The organism is Pseudomonas putida, assembly GCF_028682395.1.
GTDB lineage: Bacteria > Pseudomonadota > Gammaproteobacteria > Pseudomonadales > Pseudomonadaceae > Aquipseudomonas > Aquipseudomonas putida_AB.
Map to the genome: position 1 here is coordinate 82,894 of NZ_JANHLC010000010.1, position 16,579 is coordinate 99,472.

At 63.5% G+C, this 16,579-nt stretch carries 15 protein-coding genes and 1 pseudogene; 1 reads left to right on the plus strand and 15 read right to left on the minus strand.

The window, feature by feature from the left end:
- Window positions 1-112: 112 nt before the first annotated feature.
- On the plus strand, window positions 113-1,465 hold the full coding sequence (locus NPS46_RS21005; RefSeq protein ID WP_274110582.1) for a PLP-dependent aminotransferase family protein: 1,353 nt from the start codon (window positions 113-115) through the stop codon (window positions 1,463-1,465).
- A gap of 14 nt (window positions 1,466-1,479) precedes the next feature.
- On the opposite strand, the gene codA is transcribed toward NPS46_RS21005, so the two are convergent.
- The 15 genes and pseudogenes from codA to NPS46_RS21075 all read right to left on the minus strand — a co-directional run bounded on the left by codA (window position 1,480) and on the right by NPS46_RS21075 (window position 16,578).
- A complete protein-coding gene (gene codA / locus NPS46_RS21010) occupies window positions 1,480-2,724 on the minus strand; it encodes a cytosine deaminase (RefSeq protein WP_274110584.1) in 1,245 nt (414 codons plus the stop codon).
- 260 nt (window positions 2,725-2,984) lie between these two features.
- A complete protein-coding gene (locus NPS46_RS21015; RefSeq protein ID WP_274110586.1) occupies window positions 2,985-3,890 on the minus strand; it encodes a LysR family transcriptional regulator in 906 nt (301 codons plus the stop codon).
- A 50-nt stretch (window positions 3,891-3,940) separates the two neighbouring features.
- Window positions 3,941-4,402 (minus strand): hypothetical protein, encoded by a 462-nt coding sequence (locus NPS46_RS21020; RefSeq protein WP_274110588.1) that lies wholly within the window; start codon window positions 4,400-4,402, stop codon window positions 3,941-3,943.
- Window positions 4,399-4,782 carry an MAPEG family protein gene (locus NPS46_RS21025; protein WP_274110590.1) on the minus strand — a complete coding sequence of 128 codons (384 nt, stop codon included), beginning with the start codon at window positions 4,780-4,782 and terminating at the stop codon, window positions 4,399-4,401. The genes NPS46_RS21020 and NPS46_RS21025 overlap by 4 nt, the downstream gene beginning before the upstream one ends.
- Before the next feature lie 100 nt (window positions 4,783-4,882).
- The gene (locus tag NPS46_RS21030; protein WP_274110591.1) at window positions 4,883-5,116 is read right to left on the minus strand and encodes a hypothetical protein; all 234 of its coding nucleotides are present in this window, start codon (window positions 5,114-5,116) and stop codon (window positions 4,883-4,885) included.
- A 21-nt stretch (window positions 5,117-5,137) separates the two neighbouring features.
- On the minus strand, window positions 5,138-5,926 hold the full coding sequence (locus NPS46_RS25485; protein WP_425312774.1) for a methyl-accepting chemotaxis protein: 789 nt from the start codon (window positions 5,924-5,926) through the stop codon (window positions 5,138-5,140).
- A gap of 69 nt (window positions 5,927-5,995) precedes the next feature.
- Window positions 5,996-7,051: pseudogene (locus NPS46_RS25490) on the minus strand (cache domain-containing protein); the annotation flags it as partial.
- Between the two features lie 268 nt (window positions 7,052-7,319).
- Window positions 7,320-8,753 (minus strand): VWA domain-containing protein, encoded by a 1,434-nt coding sequence (locus NPS46_RS21040; RefSeq protein WP_274110593.1) that lies wholly within the window; start codon window positions 8,751-8,753, stop codon window positions 7,320-7,322.
- A gap of 57 nt (window positions 8,754-8,810) precedes the next feature.
- Entirely contained in the window at window positions 8,811-9,317 is a 507-nt protein-coding gene (locus NPS46_RS21045; protein WP_274110595.1) for a hypothetical protein, read from the minus strand.
- 4 nt (window positions 9,318-9,321) lie between these two features.
- On the minus strand, window positions 9,322-10,053 hold the full coding sequence (locus NPS46_RS21050; RefSeq protein ID WP_274110597.1) for a hypothetical protein: 732 nt from the start codon (window positions 10,051-10,053) through the stop codon (window positions 9,322-9,324).
- A 58-nt stretch (window positions 10,054-10,111) separates the two neighbouring features.
- On the minus strand, window positions 10,112-11,656 hold the full coding sequence (locus NPS46_RS21055; protein WP_274110599.1) for a formylglycine-generating enzyme family protein: 1,545 nt from the start codon (window positions 11,654-11,656) through the stop codon (window positions 10,112-10,114).
- Window positions 11,646-12,869: an ABC transporter permease gene (locus NPS46_RS21060; RefSeq protein WP_274110601.1), complete on the minus strand. Its 1,224-nt coding sequence runs from the start codon at window positions 12,867-12,869 to the stop codon at window positions 11,646-11,648. The genes NPS46_RS21055 and NPS46_RS21060 overlap by 11 nt, the downstream gene beginning before the upstream one ends.
- The gene (locus tag NPS46_RS21065) at window positions 12,853-13,554 is read right to left on the minus strand and encodes an ABC transporter ATP-binding protein (protein WP_274110603.1); all 702 of its coding nucleotides are present in this window, start codon (window positions 13,552-13,554) and stop codon (window positions 12,853-12,855) included. Before NPS46_RS21065 ends, NPS46_RS21060 begins: the two co-directional genes overlap by 17 nt.
- A gap of 1 nt (window position 13,555) precedes the next feature.
- Window positions 13,556-15,550 carry a vWA domain-containing protein gene (locus tag NPS46_RS21070; protein ID WP_274110604.1) on the minus strand — a complete coding sequence of 665 codons (1,995 nt, stop codon included), beginning with the start codon at window positions 15,548-15,550 and terminating at the stop codon, window positions 13,556-13,558.
- Window positions 15,550-16,578 (minus strand): hypothetical protein, encoded by a 1,029-nt coding sequence (locus NPS46_RS21075; RefSeq protein ID WP_274110606.1) that lies wholly within the window; start codon window positions 16,576-16,578, stop codon window positions 15,550-15,552. The genes NPS46_RS21070 and NPS46_RS21075 overlap by 1 nt, the downstream gene beginning before the upstream one ends.
- Window position 16,579 lies beyond the last annotated feature (1 nt).

Genomic DNA, 16,579 nt, shown 5'->3' on the forward strand with positions numbered 1-16,579 from the left:
GGGCTGGGGCACGGCTAATGTTTGCACGCCTGGCGGACGGCCGGTCGCACAGTCGACAAGCTTTTCGACTAACTGTTAGGCTGTTTTTTCTATCGGTTTTGCGGAGCTTGTCATGGGCGCCAACGCCTTCCATTGCGCGATAAAACAACGCCTGGCCGCCGGCGAGTGGTCAGTGGGGCAATGCCTGCCTTCGATCCGGGCGGTGGTTGCCAGCGGCGCGGCGAGTTATCACACGGTCGTCGCCACCTATGGCCGACTGGTCAGCGAGGGCCTGTTGGAGGTTCAGCCGGGGCGTGGCTACTTTGTCAGCGGTGGGGTCCAAGGCTGCGCCGAGGAGCAGGACGATCCGCGTCTGGTCGGCGATCCGTTGTTCAAGCTGCTGCAGGGCGGCGCGCACTACACCAAGCTCGGCTGCGGCTGGTTGCCGCCGCTGTGGCGCGATACCGAGCTCTTGGCCAAGGCCATTCGGCGCACGGCGCGGCTGGAGCAGAGTTCACTGGCCGAGTACGGTGATATTTCCGGTTACCTGCCGCTGCGCAAGCAGCTGTGCGTGCATCTCAAGCGCCAGATCCGGCTCGAGGTTCGTCCCAGCCAGTTACTGACCACGCTGGGGGCGACCCAGGCCCTGGATCTGGTTGTCCGATTGCTGATCAAGCCCGGCGACCATGTGTTTGTCGACGAGCCGGGCAACGGCAATCTGATCAAGCTGATCCAGTTGGCGGGCGGCCATGTCATTGGTATCCGGCGCACCGCGCAGGGGCCCGATATCGCGGAGATGGAAGAGCATCTGGCCCGGCATCCGGTCAGGGCCTTTTTTTGCAACAGCACCTTCCATAATCCCACCGGCGGTACACTCAGCCCCCATAGCGCTTTGCAGGTCCTGCGCCTGGCAATGGCCCATGATTTTCTGGTGGTCGAGGACGACGTCTATGGCGATTTCAGCCCGAGCGCACGCCAGACTTTTGCCGGGCTGGATAACCTGGATCGGGTAATCTACATCGGCAGTTTCTCCAAGTGCCTCTCGGCCTCCTTGCGTGTGGGCTATATCGCCTGCTCGGCGCAGTGGATAGAACCGCTGACGCGTCTCAAGCTGCTGACCTGCGTGGCTGTCCCGGCGTTCTGCGAGCGCTTCGTCAATACCATCCTGGCCGACGGCACCTACGCCGGGCATATGAAGGTTCTCCAGCAAAAACTGCTCACGCAGCAGGACCGCACCCAGAGGGCCTTGCGCCGTGGTGGCTGGCAGTTCGAGATTGTGCCCGAGGGCGGCATGTTTATCTGGGCCCACCACCCGGATATGCCTGACTTGCAACCCTTCATGGATCGACTCGAAGAGCGGCGGATTCTCTTGATGCCCGGCTCGGCGTTTGCCGTCACGCGCGACTACCGAGGGTATGCGCGGATCAACAGCACGCATTTTTCTCCCGCGTTGCAAGCCTATTTCCTGCCCTCGGCGGGGCGCTAAGGGTTGCTGGCCCCTCAACCTCCGGGGCGCTCCACCTGGGCGAGGGTGCGGCGCATCAGGACCTGGCCGTGGCGGATCGAAACCCGCGCCAGGCCCTGGGTGCGCAGCATTTCGTAGTCGTTGGCGGCGCTGAGGATCAGCAGGTTGGCCGGGCGCCCCACGACCACGCCATAGCCTTCGCCCAGCTGCAGGGCCCTGGCGCTGTTGTCGGTGATCAGGTCCAGGCTGCGTTGCAGGTCTTCGTAGCCGAGCATATGGCAGATATGCAGCCCGGCTTCGAGCACGCGCAGGATATTGCCGTTGCCCAGGGGGTACCACGGGTCGACGATCGAATCCTGGCCAAAGCAGATATTCATCCCGGCGCGGTCGATCTCGGCAACGCGGGTCAGGCCGCGGCGTTTCGGGTAGCCGTCCAGGCGCCCTTGCAGGTGAATGCTTTCGGTAGGGCAGGAGACAAAGTTGATCTGCGAGCGCTTGAGCAGGCGAAACAGTTTGTAGCAGTAGGCGTTGTCGTAGCTGCCCATGGCGCAGGTATGGCTGGCCGTGACCCGTTCGCCCATCCCACGGCTCAGTGCCTGCTCGGCCAACACCTCAAGAAAGCGTGACTGCGGATCGTCGGTCTCGTCGCAATGCACATCCACCAGGCAGCCGGTGCGCTCGGCCAGGTCCATCAAAAAGCCGATGGAGCTGACGCCTTGCTCGCGGGTGTTTTCAAAGTGCGGAATACCGCCCACCACATCGGCGCCGAGGGCCACCGCTTCGCTCATCAACTCGCGGCCACCCTTGAACGACTCGATCCCTTCCTGGGGAAAGGCGACGATCTGCAGATCGATCAGATGGCGAGTCTGCTCACGTACTTCGAGCATGGCCTTGAGGGCGGCCAGGGACGGGTCGGTAACGTCGACATGGGTGCGCACATGCTGGATGCCGTGGTCGACCAGCATCTCGATGGCGCGGCGGGCCCGGTCCAGGGTGTCTTGATGGGTAACCCGGGCCTTGCGTTCGCTCCACAGTTCGATGCCTTCGAACAGCGTGCCGCTCATGTTCCAGCGCGGCTCACCGGCGGTCAGCGCCGCGTCCAGGTGAATATGTGGCTCGACAAAGGGCGCGGTGACCAGATGCCCCTCGGCGTCCAGGTCGCCCGGAGCCAAAGGCCTGGCGGAGCCGGTCTGTGCATCGATGGCGGCGATACGCTGGTCATGTAGCTCGATGCGAAACAGACCATCGCGACCGCGCAGGCGTGCGTTGTGGATATGCATGGAACACTCCTGGGCTGGGGCTGGCTGACGCCGGGCGATTAGCCTCGCGGCGAGCATGGGTGTCGGGTGAACACCGGGACCTCAGCGAAGAGCGTAGAGGCATAGGGGCAAAATGGGCATCGGTTTGCCGAAAATACCGACCCATCGCACAAAAAAACACGTCCTGGAGGGGGCGAAGCGCTTGGCGCCGACGGACCTGCCGACGCTCAGATGGTGCAGGGCCTGCGCGACGACCGGTCCGGGATTGGCCGCAGACGCTTTCAACTCGCCGCGGACAGTATGTCTTCCAGCAGCGCCAAGGCGATGGGCACCGTTGGGGGCGCGCCGTCCCTGGTTGTCGCGCCGTACCAATTGAAGTGAAAGCCCTGCTCGCCAATCGGGCGCACCAGCAGGCCGTGTTCATTGCCTTGCAGCAGCCGTCGCGGTAGCACACTGATGCCGCTGCCCAGGCGAACCAGGGCAATGATGGTGGGAATATCCTGGATATGCTGCGCCGAACCGAGCCGAATCTGTTGGGGATGCAGATAACGCCGGTAGAGGTAGGACTGTTCCAGCTCGAAGTGATAGAGCAGAGTCTGCCCGCTCAGGTTCGCGGCCTCGAGCCAGGGCTTTGTTCCCAAGGCATGATCGGGAGGGAGGATAACCACCAGTTCATCGGGGTTGAGTGGATGGAAAAAGGTATCGGCTGCCGGGCTGGTTTCGCCAATGACGATCAGGTCGCTTTCGCGCTGGCGCAGGCTGTGCAGCAAGTCCGGCACCTGTCGGATCTGTACGTCGACATTGGGCAGGCGTTGGCGCAGCGCGTGCAGCCAGGCGGGCAGCCAGTCGGCGTGGTGCAGGGGGTCGAGACTGACCCGCAGGCGTCCGCGGTCATGGCGGCCATAACTGGACAGGTGGTCTTCCAGCGCCGCGACGTCGTCGAGTATTCGTTGCGCATGCCGGTTGAAGGCCAGGCCCGCCTCGGTGGGTAGCATGGCCTTGCGCGTGCGGTGAAACAGCGCAAAGCCGAGACGATCCTCCAGTTCGGCCAGTTGCTTGCTCAATGCCGGCTGGGAGAGAAACAGCTGCTCTGCGGCGCGCGTCAGGTTGTGGGTCTGGCAAATGCTGCGTACCAGGTGCAGATGCTTTATTTCCAGGCGCACGCTCAGCGTTCCTTGTCCGATCATCAGCAGGCATCTTCACCTTGGCAGTGCCCGTCGGCAAGGCTGGCGGGTGGTCAATCCAGGAGGTGGGTGTGAATCAGCTCGGGGTGAGCGGTGTTCAGGCTACGAATGGCGACCTTGCAACTGCCGGTGACCCGAGGATCGGCGCGTGACTGCAGGACGATCAATTCGCCGCCGATTTTTTTCAGAAGGGCGCGGTCGTATTCCATCAGTCGGTGGCACGCAGCGAGATCACCCGTGCCTTCCAGCGCGCACGGAAAGAGAATCTCGCAGTAAGCGGTGTGCGCGCTGAGCCGCTTGATCGGCCAGAACTGTGGCAGGCCGAACAAGCGCTGCCATTCCTGGGCAATGGCTGCCGCGCCCTGTCTGGGCTGGCCGGCGTTTCGCCACCACACCCACTGGGCAAGCAGGCGCGCGATCGAGCGTGTACGCCAGTGCCAGCGCGTGCGGGCCAGCGGGCCAGTAAAACCATTGACCCGGCGATAGAGCGCGATTTTTTTCGCTTCCTTGTTCATGCCTTCAGGCCCTCTGCCAGCAGCGTCAGGGTGGTGACCAGCAGCACCAGCATGCTCAGGCCATGGCTGATCTGGCGCACGCGCAGACGCCTGCGGAACAGTGCCGTGCAGTACGCCACGCGTAGCACGATGAACACGCCGCCCAGGCCGATGACCCAGGTTGCGCCCAGCGAGGTCGCGGTATCGACGAAGTACAGCAGCAGGATAAACAGCAGTGATTGTTCGAGGCTGTTGCCATGGGCACGTATGGCGGCGGTCAGCGCCGGGTGGCCGGCATCGCCGAAACTCACGCGATACCGCAGGCGCAGGCGCGAGACATTGAGGGACAGCGTTATCAGCAGTACGGCGAGAAGCGCGGCAATGGGAATGCTGTAGGGCATGTAGGTCTTCCTTGCATCGGCGGGGGAGCAGTCATTCGATGCTAATCAGCCGTGGGTAGGCTGTAAAAACACGGTTGCTCATGCCCACGATTCCTACAGGTTATGCCGGACCGATCGAGCCGGCACGCGGGCCGTCCGAGACTCGCCAGAGCTTCCAGGTGCAATCTTGATTGCCCCGCAGTTCGTGGTCGTGCGTATGGCTGGCCTGGGCACTGAAGTCATTGCGGGCCCCGGCATTGCGTAAGCGCAAGGCCAGGGCGGTTCGATAGGGCGCCAGCACCGTGCAACGGGAGGGTGCCTGTCGGGTATGTGAGCCCAGGCCCCGGGCGGGCATGGGCGCTGGCGCAGTGGCGGTTCAGCAGCGGAACTGGTTGACCAGCACCTGTTGCTGGCTGGCCAGGCGTGCCAGTTCATCACTGGCGGTGGCGGTCTGGCCGGCCGACTCGGCCACGCGATCGGCCACGCCGTTGATGTTCACCACGTTGTGGCTGATCTCCTCGGCGACGCTGCTCTGTTCTTCAGCGGCGCTGGCGATCTGTGCGTTCATGTCGCTGATTGCTTCCACGGCCAAAGTGATACTGGTCAGGGTGGCACCGGCCTGCTGGGCCTGGGTCACGCTTGCGCGGGCCCTGGCCTGGCTCTGTTGCATCACGGTTGCCGCCTCGGCGGATCCCGCTTGCAAACGCTCGATCATCTGCTGGATCTCGCCGGTGGATTGCTGTGTGCGCGAGGCCAGGGTGCGCACCTCATCCGCCACCACCGCGAAGCCGCGTCCCTGTTCACCGGCACGTGCTGCCTCGATGGCCGCATTGAGTGCCAGTAGGTTGGTCTGGTCGGCGATGCTGCGTATCACATTCAACACGCTGCTGATCTGCTGACTGTCTTCCTCCAGTCGCTGGATCACCACGGCGGCGTTTTCCACCTCTGCGGCCAGCCCTTCGATGGCCTGGATCGCCCCCTGTACGACGGCCTGGCCCTGATGCGCCTCGGTGTCCGCCGCTTGTGCCGAAAGCGCTGCCTGGGCCGCATTGCGCGCGACTTCCTGCACGGTGGATGACATCTCGTGCATGGCCGTGGCGACCTGCTCGATCTCCCGGCGCTGACGGCCGACATCGCGATTGGATTGTTCGGTGATGCTCGACATTTCCTCGGCCGATGCCGCGACCTGGGTGGTGGACAGTGCCACGTCGTTGACCAGCGTGCGGACCTTCTCGGCAAAGCGGTTGAACGCCGTAGCCAGTTCCGCGACTTCATTGTTGCCTTGCGCGTGCAGCCGGCGAGTCAGGTCGCCGTCGCCGGCGGCAATATCGCGCATGGCCTCGACCGCCGTGCGAATGGGCCGAACGATCCCGCGGGCAATCAGCAGGGCGAGTAGCAGCCCCAACACCAGAGCCACGACGGCCACCAGCAGCGCCATGTTGCGCGAGCTGCTCAAGGCGTCGGCATAGTGCGAGCGGTCCATGGCAAATTCCAGGATGCCGATCGGCTTGCCCGAGTAGTCCTTGACCGGCGCGGCATAAATCGCCAGCGCCCGGCCCTGGTCATCGACCTGCAGGTGCACTGGCGTGCCGTTCAAGGCTTGGAGGCGCTGGGCATCGGTCAGCAACCCGGTGTCAGCCATCGTCCTGGCGAACGGTTTGAAGCGCCCGTCAGGGGCGGCCAGGCTCAGGCCGACATCCACCTTGTAGCGGGCCTTGAACGCGTCGAAGAACGCCTGGCCGAACGACAGCCCGAACTCCACCGTACCCACATGCCGGCCTTCATAGGCAATGGGCGCAATACCGCGAATGCCCAGCCCGGCGAGTCCGGACTCGATGCCGCGAATGCTGCGCTTGCCGTTGTTGGCGGCCAGTACGGTCTGGCGAAATGCCGAGAGGTCATCGCCAAACTTTTCAGGCTCATGCACGCGCAGGAACGAGGTGGCGGGGGCCGTATGAAACTGGAACTGGCGCACGCCATGGTCCTGTTGGAGCCGTGGGAATCCGGGGCCGAGCAGGGCCATCAGCGTCTCTCGGTCGCCCTGGGCCATGGCCTGCTGCACCGGCGGCAGACCAGCGACCAGCGCCGACAGGCGCTCGGCCATTTGCGCTTCGGAACCGATGGCGGTGGTGATGTTCTCGAATAGGCTGCTCAGCTCGCGCTGCTCGGCCTCGGCGATCAGCGCCTCGAAACGCGAGAGGAATACCGGCACCAAGGTGGCAACGGTCACCAGCAACAGCAGCGCGAAACTGATCGCGATGCGATGGCCGATCTTGATCGTGGCAAACATGCAGAAAACCTCCGGCTATGGGCCTGGGGCCGCCGTGCATTGAGTGTTTGTTTGGCCTCTGAAGAGGCGGCAGAAATGACTGTATCGGACATATTTTGTAGAACATGAGCTTTTTGATGGCGTTGTGCTTCCATCCCCCAAAGGGCGGGTCACGTTCGAGGGGCAGGGCGCGCGGGTGATCCCCGCGCCAGGAGGGTGTTTGCGCTTGATAAAAAAACGGCGCCCGCTAGAGGGCGCCGTCCGGTCATGGGGGCAGGGCACTAGCCGCTTAGTCGCACTTGGCGTTGCTCGACACTTCCTTGCTCGCCAGTTTCAACTGCTTGCCCAGTTCGGCTGCATCGGAGCTGCTGTAGACCCGCCCGCCGGTGTTTTGCGCGATGCAACGCGACGGGCCGCCAGCACCGATGCTCACGACGTTGACCCGCAGGCGTGGCTGGTCCCTGGCGATCTGCCGGGAAACTGCACAGACGTCTTTCTGGCAGCCGTCTTCACCGTCGATAAACATCACGATCACCGCATCGTTGTTGCGCCCGTCCACCGTGCTGGCCGCGTAGGCCAGGCTGTCGGCCAGGGGGGTGCCGTCGTTGGACACCAGGCCACGGATGCCGTTGATCAGCCGTGGGCGGTCGCCAAACTTGAACACACCCTGGTCCGGCGTGCGTTGGCAGCCTGCGAAGGTGATCAGGCGCGTGTCGATCTTCGGGTCCAGCCCGTTGATCATGCCGGCCAGCGAGTCCTTGGCGACGTCCATGCGGGTTGGTTTGGCGGTGATCCGCAGGGTGCGATCCATGTCCAGGAACTTGTTGAACTCATTGGCGAACAGCCAGTCCTCGTCGGATTTCAATGACTTGATGTTCAAGTCCATCGAGCCCGAGGTATCGAGCACCACCACGAACTGCGGGATCTCCGCATTCGGCGATTTTTTGCGGCAGGCAAAGTTGTCCAGCGTTGGCGCTGGTGGCGGGGCGGCCACGACCGGTTTGGGCGGCGGCACTGGCTTGGGTTCTGGTACGGGCTCCGGCACGGGTTCTGGCTCCGGTGGGACAGGCACCGGCTCGGGCTCGGGCGTCGGCTCCAGCACCGGCTCGGGGGCCGGTTCAAGCGGTTGTTCGACGGGTGCTGGAGCTGGCGGGACCGGTGGCACTACGACCACCGGGTCACGGTGCAGGAACCAGTAGAGCCAGAGCGCCAGGAGCAGCAACAGCAGCGCGAGCAAGGCTGCGGCCAGCCACCAGCCCCGGCGCGATGGGGGGACGACGGGCACGACGGGCGGGACTGGCACCACGGGCGGCGGTACCGGTACAGGCTTGGGTTTGAGCTGGTTCCAGCGCACCACCAGCGGTTCACCGTTGAGGCTGTAGAGCGTGTCCAGTTCGGGGGTGCCGATCAGGCTGCGCAGGGCGTCGGCGTCCGTTGTCTGGCCGCGTTTCTGCAGCTCGTCCGCCAGTTGTCCGAGGGAGGTCTGGCGTACTTCGTAGGTCTGCAGCAAACGCCGCTGCGCGTCCTCGTTGAGCTCGGCATAGGGCGTGGGCTGGCCACCCAGTTCGGTCCACCACTCCAGGACTTCGCCGCTGCCCATCCGTGGGATGGCAAACAGGTTGGCGACGGTGGCTGGAAAATGTTTCTGGATAAGGGCGACTTTGTCTTGCAGCGCGCTCATCCCCTGCGGTGAGGCCTGTGTATCCCTGATGACCCGCTGCATGACGATGATTCCTGGAAATAGTGCAGGCATCCCTCGGGATGCCTGCGGGGTGAAAAACTACTCTTCGTAGCCGAGGCTGAATTGCAACTGGTTGACCTTTTTCTGCAAGGTCTTGAGCTCTTCCTGCTTGGCCGCCAGTGTGGCCGCGGTGGGCTTGCTCACCGGTGCTGCTTGCGAAGCCTTGAGCTGCTGCTCAAGGCTGGCGATCTGCTTCTGGACCTGGCCTTCATTGCCGCGCCGGGATTTGAGCGAGGTCAACAGTTGCCCCAGCGACTGGTTCAGCGCCGCCTGGGATTTCTGCTGGCTGGCCAGGTCGGTGCGGGTGCTCAGTTGCTGGGCCTGAATGTTCTCGTAGACCTGGCGGAACAGGGCGTTCTGCTGGCGTGAGGCATTCAGGGCTTCTTCCTTCTGCTTGACCTGATCGCTGTAACCACCGGAGTAGTCGCAGTTCATCTTGAGCAGCATGCTGCTGTCGCGATTGGTTGCATCGCATTCGCCCGGCTTCGTCGCGCAACCGCTCAGGGCCAGGACGGCGGTGATGACCGCCAGCTGTCGTAGCGTCATGTGCTTAGCCCAGGGTGATTGCGGAACGTTGGCTGTACAGACCGTCGACTTCCTTTTGCAGGGCGGCGACTTTCTCGTTCATTTTCAGGATGCTCATGTCCACCTGCTTGATCTCGGGGCTGTTGCCCTGCGCGCGCTCGGCATCTGCCACCTTGGTGTACTCGGTGACCTTGGTGCGCATGTTGCCCAGGTCTTTGCGCAGGCGGGCGATGTTCGAATCGATCTCGGCGATCTGAGCCTGGGCCTTGGTCTTGTCGACTTTTTTGTTGGCGATGTCGCGCTTGATCTGGGCGATGCGCGCCTGGTCATCCTGGATCACCTGCTTGGCGGTGGCCGTGCGGGTGATGACGTTCTGGGTGTCCTGCTCGACGTCGCTGTTCATCTTCGCCAGGCGGGTGGTGGTGTCGGCGTACTCGCTGCGACGCTGGTCCAGGTAGTAGTTCGCGCCCATGGCCACGCCGCAGGCGGTGATCCCGGCCGCAACGGCGCAGACGGCCTTGTTGCTGCTGTTGGACAGCGCACAGCCGAGAATGCCGATGCCAGCACCAACGGCGCAGGCCTGGTAGCCGGACTTGCTGAAAAATTCGGCGTCATTGCTTTGGGTCAGGCGCGGGTCGGGGCTGGCACTGTTGTCGAGCATGGAGCTGCCCGTGGTGGCGCAACCGCTCAGCAGCATGCCGGCGGTGGCAACGAATGCGATCTGTAGCTTGAAGTGGGTCCAGAGGCTGCGCGACATGGTGAAACTCCTTGGGGATAGCGGTTCTGACTGTTGTTATCAAGTGGCTATTGAATAGCTATTGCGTAACGGCCTTGCAACGGCCCAGCCAGGCATCAGTGTCGATCTTCTGCTTTTGCAGGAACGCTTTCTGATTGGCCCAGTGGGTGCGCAGATAGGGTTTGAGGTCTTGCAGCTGCTTGTTGCGGGTGATGATTTCCTCCATCACCGGAACCTGGGTTTCAAGCAGCGGCTGGCCGTACAGGGTCGCCGACTCCACCAGGCTGCTGGCGTAGTAACGGCTGAGCTTGTGCAGTCGATCCTTCTGCTCGTCGAGCTTGCCCTTGCGCATGTCGCAACTGGCATCCTTTTCCGCGCTTTCGCAGTTGAGCGCGTAGTTCTTTTGCAGGAAGTCCACGTACTGGCCGTCGTCGAGCATCTTGGTGCACAGGAACGCGCCCAGGTTGAGGCTGGCGCGAATCGCCTGGTCGCGGGTTTCTTCCTGCTGCTGGTTGCTGGCGCGCAGTTGGTTTTCCAGGGCCTGGAGTTTCTCCTTGAGCGCCTTGTCCTCGACGCCCGAGGCCAGGTTGTTCAGCGACTGCACGGCACCCTTGTCGGCCGAGTCGACTTCCTTGCTGCCGGTGCCGAGCTTCTTCCAGCTGCTCTCAATGCTGGCGACCCGCTCGCGCGAGGTGAGTGTGGGGGAGACCATGACCAGGCGCAGGCCGGTGGTCTTGTTCTTCACCTGGCCGTCGGCGTTGTAGTACGGGTCTTCCTTGCGCAGCGCCGTGCGCAAGTCCGCCTGGGTGGTCAGGTAGTTGCCGCCGCGAACCACGAAGCCGCCGGCCTGGCCATGCTGGCGATCGAGCTTGTTCAGGCGAAACGGCTCGAACATCATTTCGTCGACGTTACCGAGCATGTCGTGCAGGCCCAGGGGGTTGGGCTTTTGCAGACCGGTCAGCTGCAGTTTGCCGTTGGAGGATTGCGCCCCGGCAAACCATTCGTAGGCATTGATCCCCTCCGGCATGGGGTAGTGCGTGTCGCGAAATTCGGCGGCACCGACTTCCAGGCCACCGCGCGCGGCGAACTCCCACTCGACTTCAGTCGGCAGGCGCAGGAAGCCTTGCGCACCATCTTCCTTGGGCAACTTGCCGGCAGCGTTCTTGCGCAGCCACAGGTTGTACTTGTCGGCGGCCTCGACGGCCTGCACCCAGCTCACGGCCACTTGCGGCAGGCGCATCTTGGTGGCGGCGGTCGGGCAGTTCGCGTCGGTCAGCGCGGCATATTGCAGCTGACTCATCTCGTACTTGGCCATCAGGTAGTAGCGCGACTTGTCGTTCTTGGCGGCGGTAAAGCTGCCGGCGATAAACGCTGGGCGTGTCTGTTCGACGTAGCCGTACTCGGCGCCGTCCTGACCGATGTTGATCGGGTAGTCGTCGAGCGGCCCGGCCACGGGGATAAAGACCTTGCGAAACACCATCGAGCCTTCGCAGGGCATCGGCAGCACCACGTCGGCGGAGTCCGGGCTTGGGTTGTAGTACTTTTCTTCCCAGCCTGCCGCCGAAGCGTCCAGCAGGTAGCCAAGGCTCAGGGGCAATAGCAAGCCAAAACGTTTATAGCTCACGAAGACTCTCCGCAGGTTGGATATTGATGGCTCGCAGGGCGCCGATCACGGCCACCAGTGCAGCGACCACAAAGGTCAGGAGCAAGGCGCCAAGGCCGTGCCAGAAAGTGATGTGGCACACGAAGGTGCCGGTGGCCTGGCTGCTACCGAGCAGGGCGTCGAATACCTGGCTGCCGATGCCATAGAACAGCAGCCCGCCGAGGTAACCGGCCAGGCTCAGCAGCAGTGCCTGCAGCACCACGAAACCGCCGACCGCGCCGCGTTTGAAACCGAGCAGGCGCAATACCGCGAGGCTTTTGCGCTTGCGGTCGATATTGGCCAGGAACGCGCCGACCATCGACGCGACGCAGCCGATCAATGCGGCAGCGGCAATCACGCCGAAGATCAGCCCCAGCACATGGTTGATCGCCTTGACGTTATCGATATCGGCCAGGCGGCTGGAGGTCTCGATATGTTGTTCGTTGAGCCAGCGCTCCAGCGGTGCGACCTGGTCGATATCGCGTGCATACACGCGGGCGCGGGCGTACAGCGGCTGCAGGTCGCCCTGGGGTTTGCCGGTGGCGATGGCAAATGCAGGCACCTGATAGCCATCGCGAAAGCGCTCAAGGTCCAGCAGCAACGCCGGCGCGACAAACCCGGCCGGGCGCCCGAAGCGCGCACCGTCGAGCACCGCCAGGACCGTCAGTGTCATTTCGCCGCGCTCATTGACCCCTTCCAGGCGGCGCAAGGCCCGCAGTTGCACGCTGTCGCCGACCTGGGCCTGCAAGCGTTGAGCGGCGCGGGCGCTGAGGATCACCTGATTGCCCACTGGCGTGAGGGGGCCCAGGCCCAATTGCGGATCGCCCGGCGCCGTGGCGATGATTTCCGCCCCTTCGACAAACCGCTGCATGCCGATCAGCAGGTCGGCCTGGGTATTGAGCGAGCGGGTCTGACCGAGGGCAAAGCCGGTTTCGGGGCGCTGGCGTAATTGCTCGATCCAGGCCGTGTCGTAGTTGCCATTGCTGAGCATCTTGACTTCAAGGTTGCGCGGGTCGCGCAGCAATTCGTCCTGCAACTGGCTGACCACCCCGTGCTTGAGGCCGAACAGCAGCAGCAACGGCGCAATCACCGCCACCAGGGACGCGGCGATGCACAGCGAGACCTTGCGGTCGTGCCAGAGGTCCTGCAGCGCCAGTGAGCCGAGCAGGCGCAATTGATCAGTCCATCGATTCAAACAAGGTCTCTCCCTGACGGCTGATGGCACCGAGCCTTGGCAAGCCGAAATCCTTCAGCAGCGCCCAGTCATGGGAAACCACCAGGGCACTCAAGCCCATGCTCGCGACCAGGCTCAGCAGCAACTCGAACAAACGACGGGCATTGTGTGGGTCGAGTGCGGCGGTCGGTTCGTCGGCCAGTAGCAACAAGGGTTCGTGGGCAATTGCCCGCACACAGGCGACGCGCTGGCGTTCGCCGATGGACAGCGCCTGGGGCTGTTTATCCAGCAAGCCCTGCAGGCGCAAGACCTCGACGGCGTGGTCGATGTGCGCGCTCCAGGCCGACATGCCGAGCAAGCGCCGGGGCAGGCTGATGTTGTCCCGTACCGTCAAAAATGGCAGCAGGCCGCCACTTTGCAGAATAAAACCCAGGTGCCGCGAACGCACGGCGGCGAGGGCCGGCTGGTCGTCAGTGCTCAGCAACCGGGCAATATCCTGCGCCGGTGCCGCGCCGAGGCTGAAGCGTTCGAGTTCCACCGGCGCCAACAACAGGCCGATGGCTTCGAGCAGGGTGCTTTTGCCGCTGCCGCTTTCGCCGGTAATCGCGATGATTTCACCGGCGCCCAGTTGCAACTGCCCCAGACGTACGTGATGGGCCAGTGCGCCCTCGCCACGGCGCACCAGCAGGTTCTTGATGTCGAGCACGTTAAGGCATCATTTCCAGGGGCACGGGATACACGTTGTCGCGCGCATCACTATTCTTGGCCAGTGCGACCCAACGGTCGACATCGGCGTTGTAGCGCTGGTAATGGCGCAGCTTGGTGTTCAGGGTGCGGATGAATTTCTCCTGCGCCAGGCCATCCCAGCTCTTCCAGGTCTCTTCATCCAGGTTCAGCACTTCGCTCTGATAGGGCAGGTCTTCGAGGTACTCACCCAGCACGCCCATATCGGCCAGCTTGGCGTTGCCTTTCTGCTTGAGCTGATTAGGGTCGGCGCCCATGGTGGCGGCGACCGAACGCAGGCGTTCGAACATTTCCGTCGGCGAAATCAGGCCTTCGTTGGCAGCATCGAGGATCTGCTTCATCACATCGCTCAGGTCGCTGAGCTGGGACTTGGTCAGCAGCACCCGCACATCGGTGGTCGGGATGTTCTGCTTGATCAGGTCGCGGTCGGTGATCCAGGCCTTGAAGACCGGCGGCGCCTTGCTGTTGGTCTTCTCGCCGAGATAGGCCAGTTGCATGGCGTGGCCGATCAGCGCCGCGTCAGCGAGCATTTTCTTCTCGGCCGGGTCCTGCTTGGCGTTGGCCGCGCTGCCGATGGCGTCTTCGCCCATATAGGCGGCCTTGACCTGAGAGGTGATGGCGATTGCCAGAGCATCGACCTTGCGCCCGAATTCGTTCACATCACCGGCATTGACCGGGTAGTACAGCGATGTGTTGGTCCCGGGGTAGGTCGACAGGTTCTGGTACTGGGCCTCGGCCTTGGCGTGGTTCTTGATCCCGGCCGGTGTCTTCAGGTGCAGGGTATAGATGGCCACGCCCGGGTTGGCGGCTTCGAGGCGCACTTGCGCGGCGCTCAGGCCGGTCTTGGAGAGTTTGTCGTCGCCGTCGATGGCCCCGGCGTCGGTGATCAGCACCACGTAGCGGGCGCCGAAACGGCTCCAGTCGACCTTGTCGATACTGTCCATGACCCCGGCAAACGCGTCTTCGTTGAAGCTGCTGCTCGACACGGTCGCCTGCTTGAGGTCGGCGATCTTGGCGAAAAAGTCGGCGCTGTCTTTTACCTGGGTCGGGTCGGCATACATCTTGGTGGTGTATTCGAGCCCCGGCACCGCCTGGGTGTTGGAGCGGAAGGCGACCAGGCCGAACTTGACCTGCTTGCCCAGGTGCTGCGCTTCGATCTGCTGGTAGACCTTGCGGATCGCCTCGCGGGTGCGGTCGATATAAGGGTCCATGGAGATCGTCGAGTCGATGACGAACACCACCGCCGCGCTGAATTCCTTCAACTGGCTGCTGGCTTTGTCTTCGGCGTCCTTGCTGCCGGCAGCGGCGCCGCTGGAGGCGCCGCCCTGGGCGGTTTTGTCATCGGCTTTGCTGACCGACGCGACGTTGAGCAGGCGCGTGCGGAAACCGCTTTCGGTCATGACTTCTTCGCCGCTGAGCACCGGTAGCAGGTAGAACTGCTTGTGCAGGTCGACGAAATACTTGGGCTCTTCGGCCAGTACGCCTGGAGCCTGCTGGCCCTTTTTCAGCGTGGCGCGCAGGGGCGCGACCTTGCTGACCGGGTCCGATGCATCGAGGATGCCCTCGACGGTGGCGCGGTCCTTGAAGAACAACAGGCGGTCGCGGTTGGCCGGGTTGGTAAAGGCCAGGGTCAGTTGCATCTTCCAGTCGGTGGTGCAGTTGGCCGGCAGCCAGCCAATGGTCTTGCCATAGCTGTCGGGACCGACTTTGAGCCACTCGGCGTTAGCGGCCTGCGCGCGCTCGTAGACGTAAAAGCGGCTGAAGACCGGCTGGGCCTCGCCTGGTGCGCCGCCCGCCGTCGGGCTCAGGGCGCAGCCCGGGGTGGTCAGTACGCGCTGGAACAGGGTCTTCTTGCCCTCCTGGATCAGCGGCTTGTCAGCGGCCAGGGCCAGTGGGCTGGCGCACAGCGCCAGCAACGCGGCGGCACTCAGCAGGGAGCGGTTCAGGGACAAACGCATCACTTCTGCAACTCCTCTAGACGCTCTTGGGCTTCGGTGTTGCCCGGGTCCTGGGCCAGGATGGTTTCATACCAGTAAGCCGCCGTGGCGTTGTCCGCGACCGGGAAGCACTCGCTGGCCTGGAGGAACTTGGGGTCGTACTCGCGAGCATAGGCCTTGGCGATCAGCACGTCTCCGGCCTGGGCGCGGTTGGCGTACAGGCGCTGGGCAACGCCGCAGTGCTTGCCGGCCTTGGCCTGGTTGATGATTTCCAGCAACTGGGCGCTGTCGGGCGAGGCCTTGATGCAGGCCTGGACGAAGGCCAGTTCGGGCAGGCTGTTCATGCTTTCCAGGGTGCAGGCTTGGGTATCGGCACTGGCTGCGGCGGGCGCTGGCGTAGGTGCCGGGCTCGCTGCCGGGGTGCGGGTGAAGAACCAGAAGCCGAGACCCGCTGCGAGCAGGAGCAGCACGACGATCAGCAGGCCGATCAGGCCTTTGTGGCTTTTCTTCACCGGCGCAGGAGGCGGGGTGTAGGCCGGTTCGGCGTGCATCGATTCCGGCTCGACTTCCGTCTCGGCCATGGAGAAGCTCAGTTCCGGCAACTCCGGCACGGCCGGGATTTCAACGACCGGCGCGCTTGGCGTCGCCAGTTCGGCGCCGTCGTAGCTAGAGCGTGTCTGGCCACCGGCGGTGGATGGCAGCAGGCCGACTCCCGGACGCACTACACCCTTGTCGGCATAGCCCAGGCTTTGCTCGCGCAGTTCGATCTGGAACTGCGAGTTGGCACTGCCTTCGAGCAGCGGGTCGACCACTTCCGGCCCGACCTGGGCTTGCAGGCCGTCACCGCTGGCGGTCACGTCGAAGCGCGAGACCTTGAACCAGAAGGGGTTGCTGCTCCAGGCCTGCTGGTCCTGAAGGTAAAAATTGTCCTGGTTACGCTGGATGGAAAACTCCAGGTGCTCCTCGCCACCCTGCCATTTCTTTACGGTAAGGCGGGCCTGGCCCGGTACATTGGGCTCTAACGCGAGTAGGTCGACACGAATTGGCATT